This window comes from Saccharomonospora halophila 8 (assembly GCF_000383775.1).
GTDB lineage: Bacteria > Actinomycetota > Actinomycetes > Mycobacteriales > Pseudonocardiaceae > Saccharomonospora > Saccharomonospora halophila.
This window is the reverse complement of sequence record NZ_KB912501.1, coordinates 1-3,052: the sequence shown is the minus strand read 5'-3', so window position 1 is coordinate 3,052 and position 3,052 is coordinate 1. Positions and strand designations below refer to the sequence as shown.

The 3,052-nt window shown below is 72.3% G+C and carries 5 protein-coding genes; 4 read left to right on the top strand and 1 reads right to left on the bottom strand.

Annotated elements, in window-relative coordinates; genetic code table 11:
• The 4 genes from SACHA_RS0105020 to SACHA_RS0105005 form a co-directional block, all read left to right on the top strand.
• The coding region (locus SACHA_RS0105020; protein WP_028662900.1) for an acyl-CoA dehydrogenase family protein at window positions 1–483 on the top strand (483 nt) is incomplete at its 5' end.
• Window positions 480–941: a MaoC family dehydratase gene (locus tag SACHA_RS0105015; RefSeq protein ID WP_019807666.1), complete on the top strand. Its 462-nt coding sequence runs from the start codon at window positions 480–482 to the stop codon at window positions 939–941. The genes SACHA_RS0105020 and SACHA_RS0105015, both read left to right, overlap by 4 nt.
• Window positions 938–2,158, top strand: a complete 1,221-nt coding sequence (locus SACHA_RS0105010) for a lipid-transfer protein (RefSeq protein WP_019807664.1) — start codon at window positions 938–940, stop codon at window positions 2,156–2,158. The genes SACHA_RS0105015 and SACHA_RS0105010 overlap by 4 nt, the downstream gene beginning before the upstream one ends.
• A 141-nt stretch (window positions 2,159–2,299) precedes the next feature.
• Window positions 2,300–2,728 (top strand): ester cyclase, encoded by a 429-nt coding sequence (locus SACHA_RS0105005; RefSeq protein ID WP_019807662.1) that lies wholly within the window; start codon window positions 2,300–2,302, stop codon window positions 2,726–2,728.
• 48 nt (window positions 2,729–2,776) lie between these two features.
• Here the strand turns inward: SACHA_RS0105005 and SACHA_RS20355 are convergent.
• Window positions 2,777–3,052, bottom strand: a 276-nt coding sequence (locus SACHA_RS20355) for an acyl-CoA dehydrogenase family protein (RefSeq protein WP_039738004.1), incomplete at its 5' end; no start/stop codon positions are given.

The following is a 3,052-nucleotide window of genomic DNA, read 5'->3' as shown; positions in this document are numbered from 1 at the left end:
ACCCTGCGGCGTGCCCACGTCGCGCTGGCCGCCGTGCAGCTCGGCGTCACGCGCGGCGCGCTCGCGCACGCGACGAGCTACCTGAGCGAGCGCAGACAGTTCGGCAGGCCGTTGGGGACCTTCCAGGCGGTGGCGCACCAGCTCGCGGACTGCCATATCGACATCGAGGCGGCGGGTGTGACGCTGTGGCAGGCCGCCACCCGCCTCGACGACGCGGACGGGGCCGACGCCGACCCTGCCGACCATGACCCTGCCGACCTCGACCGCACGGCCCTGGTCGCGAAGTGGTGGGCCACCGACGCGGGCCAGCGCGTCGTACACCGCGTGCAGCACGTGCACGGCGGGATCGGCGTGGACCTCGACTACCCGGTGCACCGGCACTACCTGTGGGGCAAGGAGATCGCGGGCACGCTCGGCGGGCCCGGCGCCGACCTCGACCGCCTCGGTGCCGTACTCGCGGCCACGGAGGTGACGGCCTCGTGACCACCCCCGCCGACCCGCACACCTCCGTGCGGTACGCCGACATCGCCGTCGGCGACACGCTGCCCGACCTGGTGATCCCGCTGACCCGCACGCTGATCGTGGCCACCGCGATCGCCGGCCGGGACTACCAGGACGTCCACCACGACCCGGAGCTGGCGCGCGAACGCGGGTCGCAGGACGTGTTCATGAACATCCTGACCACGAACGGCCTGGTGAGCCGGTTCGTCACCGACTGGGCCGGGCCCGCCGCGTCGGTGGCCCGCATCAAGGTCCGGCTCGGCGCGCCGAACTACCCGGGAGACGAGATGCGGATGACCGGCGAGGTGACCGAGGCGTCCGACGGCCGGGTGGAGGTCGCCGTGCGCGGGGACAACAGCCTCGGCCCGCACGTGACGGGCACCGTCGCGCTGCGGTTCCCGGCCGGGGACCGGGCGAGCGGGGAAGAGGTGCGGTCATGACCGCGACGACCACGAACGCGGACACAGCGGCGGGCCGGGAGTCCGCGGGCCTGGCGAACCGGGCCGCCGTCGCCGGGATCGGCGCGACCGAGTTCTCCAAGGACTCCGGCCGCAGTGAACTGCGCCTGGCGTGCGAGGCGGTGCGGACCGCGATCGACGACGCGGGTCTCGAACCGTCCGAGGTGGACGGACTGGTGACGTTCACCGCGGACACCAACTCGGAGATCCACCTCGCCCGGAACACGGGGATGGGCGCGATCCGGCACTTCTCCCGCGTCCACTACGGCGGCGGCGCGGCCTGCGGCACGGTCGCCCAGGCCGCGATGGCCGTGGCCACGGGCGCGGCCGACGTGGTGGTTTGCTACCGGGCGTTCAACGAACGCTCCGGCGTGCGCTACGGGCTCGGCCAGGCCGACCGGGCGCTCAGCGACGACGCCGACCGCGCCGCGTACTCGTGGATGACCCCGTTCGGGCTGGCCACCCCGGCGCAGTGGGTCGCCATGTTCGCCCGCCGCTACATGCACGAGTACGGCGCCACCAGCGAGGACTTCGGCCGGGTCTCGGTGACGATGCGCAGGCACGCGGCGACCAACCCGGCCGCGTGGTTCCACCGGCGCCCGATCACCCTCGCCGAGCACCAGGCCTCCCGCTGGATCGCCGAGCCGCTGCACCTGCTGGACTGCTGCCAGGAGACCGACGGCGGGCAGGCGCTCGTGGTCGTCTCCGCGGACCGCGCGAAGGACCTGCCGCACCCACCGGCCTACATCGCGGGCGCGGCCCAGGGGTCCGGCCCGGACCAGCACATGATGACCAGCTACTACCGGCCGTCGATCTCCGGCATCCCGGAGATGGGGCTGGTGGGCAGCCAGCTCTACGCGCAGAGCGGCCTGCGGCCGGACGACATCGCCGCGGCGATCCTGTACGACCACTTCACCCCGCTGCTGCTGCCGCAACTGGAGGAGCTGGGCTTCTGCGCACGGGGCGAGGCCAAGGACTTCGTGCGCGCGGGCCACCTCGAACTCGACGGGCGGCTGCCCTGCAACACCCACGGCGGCCAGCTCGGGGAGGCCTACCTGCACGGGATGAACGGCATCGCCGAGGGCGTGCGGCTGATCCGGGGTGCCTCGGTCAACCAGCCGGGCGCGGTGCCCCACGTCCTCGTCACGGCGGGCACCGGGGTGCCCACCAGCGGCCTGATCCTCGCCCGCGACCGCTGATCCGGGCCGGGAAACCGGCTTCGCGGGGTCGGGACGTCGGGCTCCGGGCGGTCATGCCCGGCGGGAGCAGAAAGGCTCTATCAGGTGCCCGGCAGGGGAACTAGTCTCGACAGCCCCGGGAGAGGAGAGGAGGCGGGGGCAATGTCCGAGGCCACCGATCTGCAACGGCGGATGTTCGAGCTCATCCGGAACCACGATCTCGAAGGACTGCGGGCGCTCTGTCATTCCGACTACACCTATGTCGGACCGGACGGCGAACAGAAATCCGGGGCCGACGAGGGTGTCCGGGTCGCGGAGACCTACGTGACGGCGTTTCCGGACCTGGACTTCGAGATCGTCGCCAGCCATGACTGTGGCGCTGCGACGGCGGTCATGGAAATGACCGTGTCCGGGACGCACCAGCAGGAACTGGAGGGCGTCCCGGCGACGGGCAAACGTATCCGGGAACCGTACTGCAACGTCATCGAGGTGCGCGACGGCAAGGTCTACCGGGAACGGGACTACTTCGACAACCTGCACCTGATGCACCAGTTGGGCGTGACACGGATGCCGGAGAGCACAGGGGCGTGAGGTCGGGTGCCTCGTTCCCCGTGCGTCCATGCTCTCCGGAGCCCCGGCTCATCCCCCTGACGTGACCGGGTCGGCGTGTGAAGCGCCGAGCCGGGCCAGGTGTTCGTGTGGGCGGCCGAGGAGCTGGGCCGCGGAGTGGGCCCGTTTGAAGTAGCGGTGCGCCGGGTGTTCCCAGGTGATGCCGATGCCGCCGTGCAGCTGGATCATCTCCCCGGCGACGGTGGACAACGCCTCCGAACAGTGCGCCTGCGCCACCGCCGCCTGCCGGGCGGCCTCCGCGACGGTCCCGTCGTCGGCCCCGGCACGTCCGGCGCTTCCGGCGGC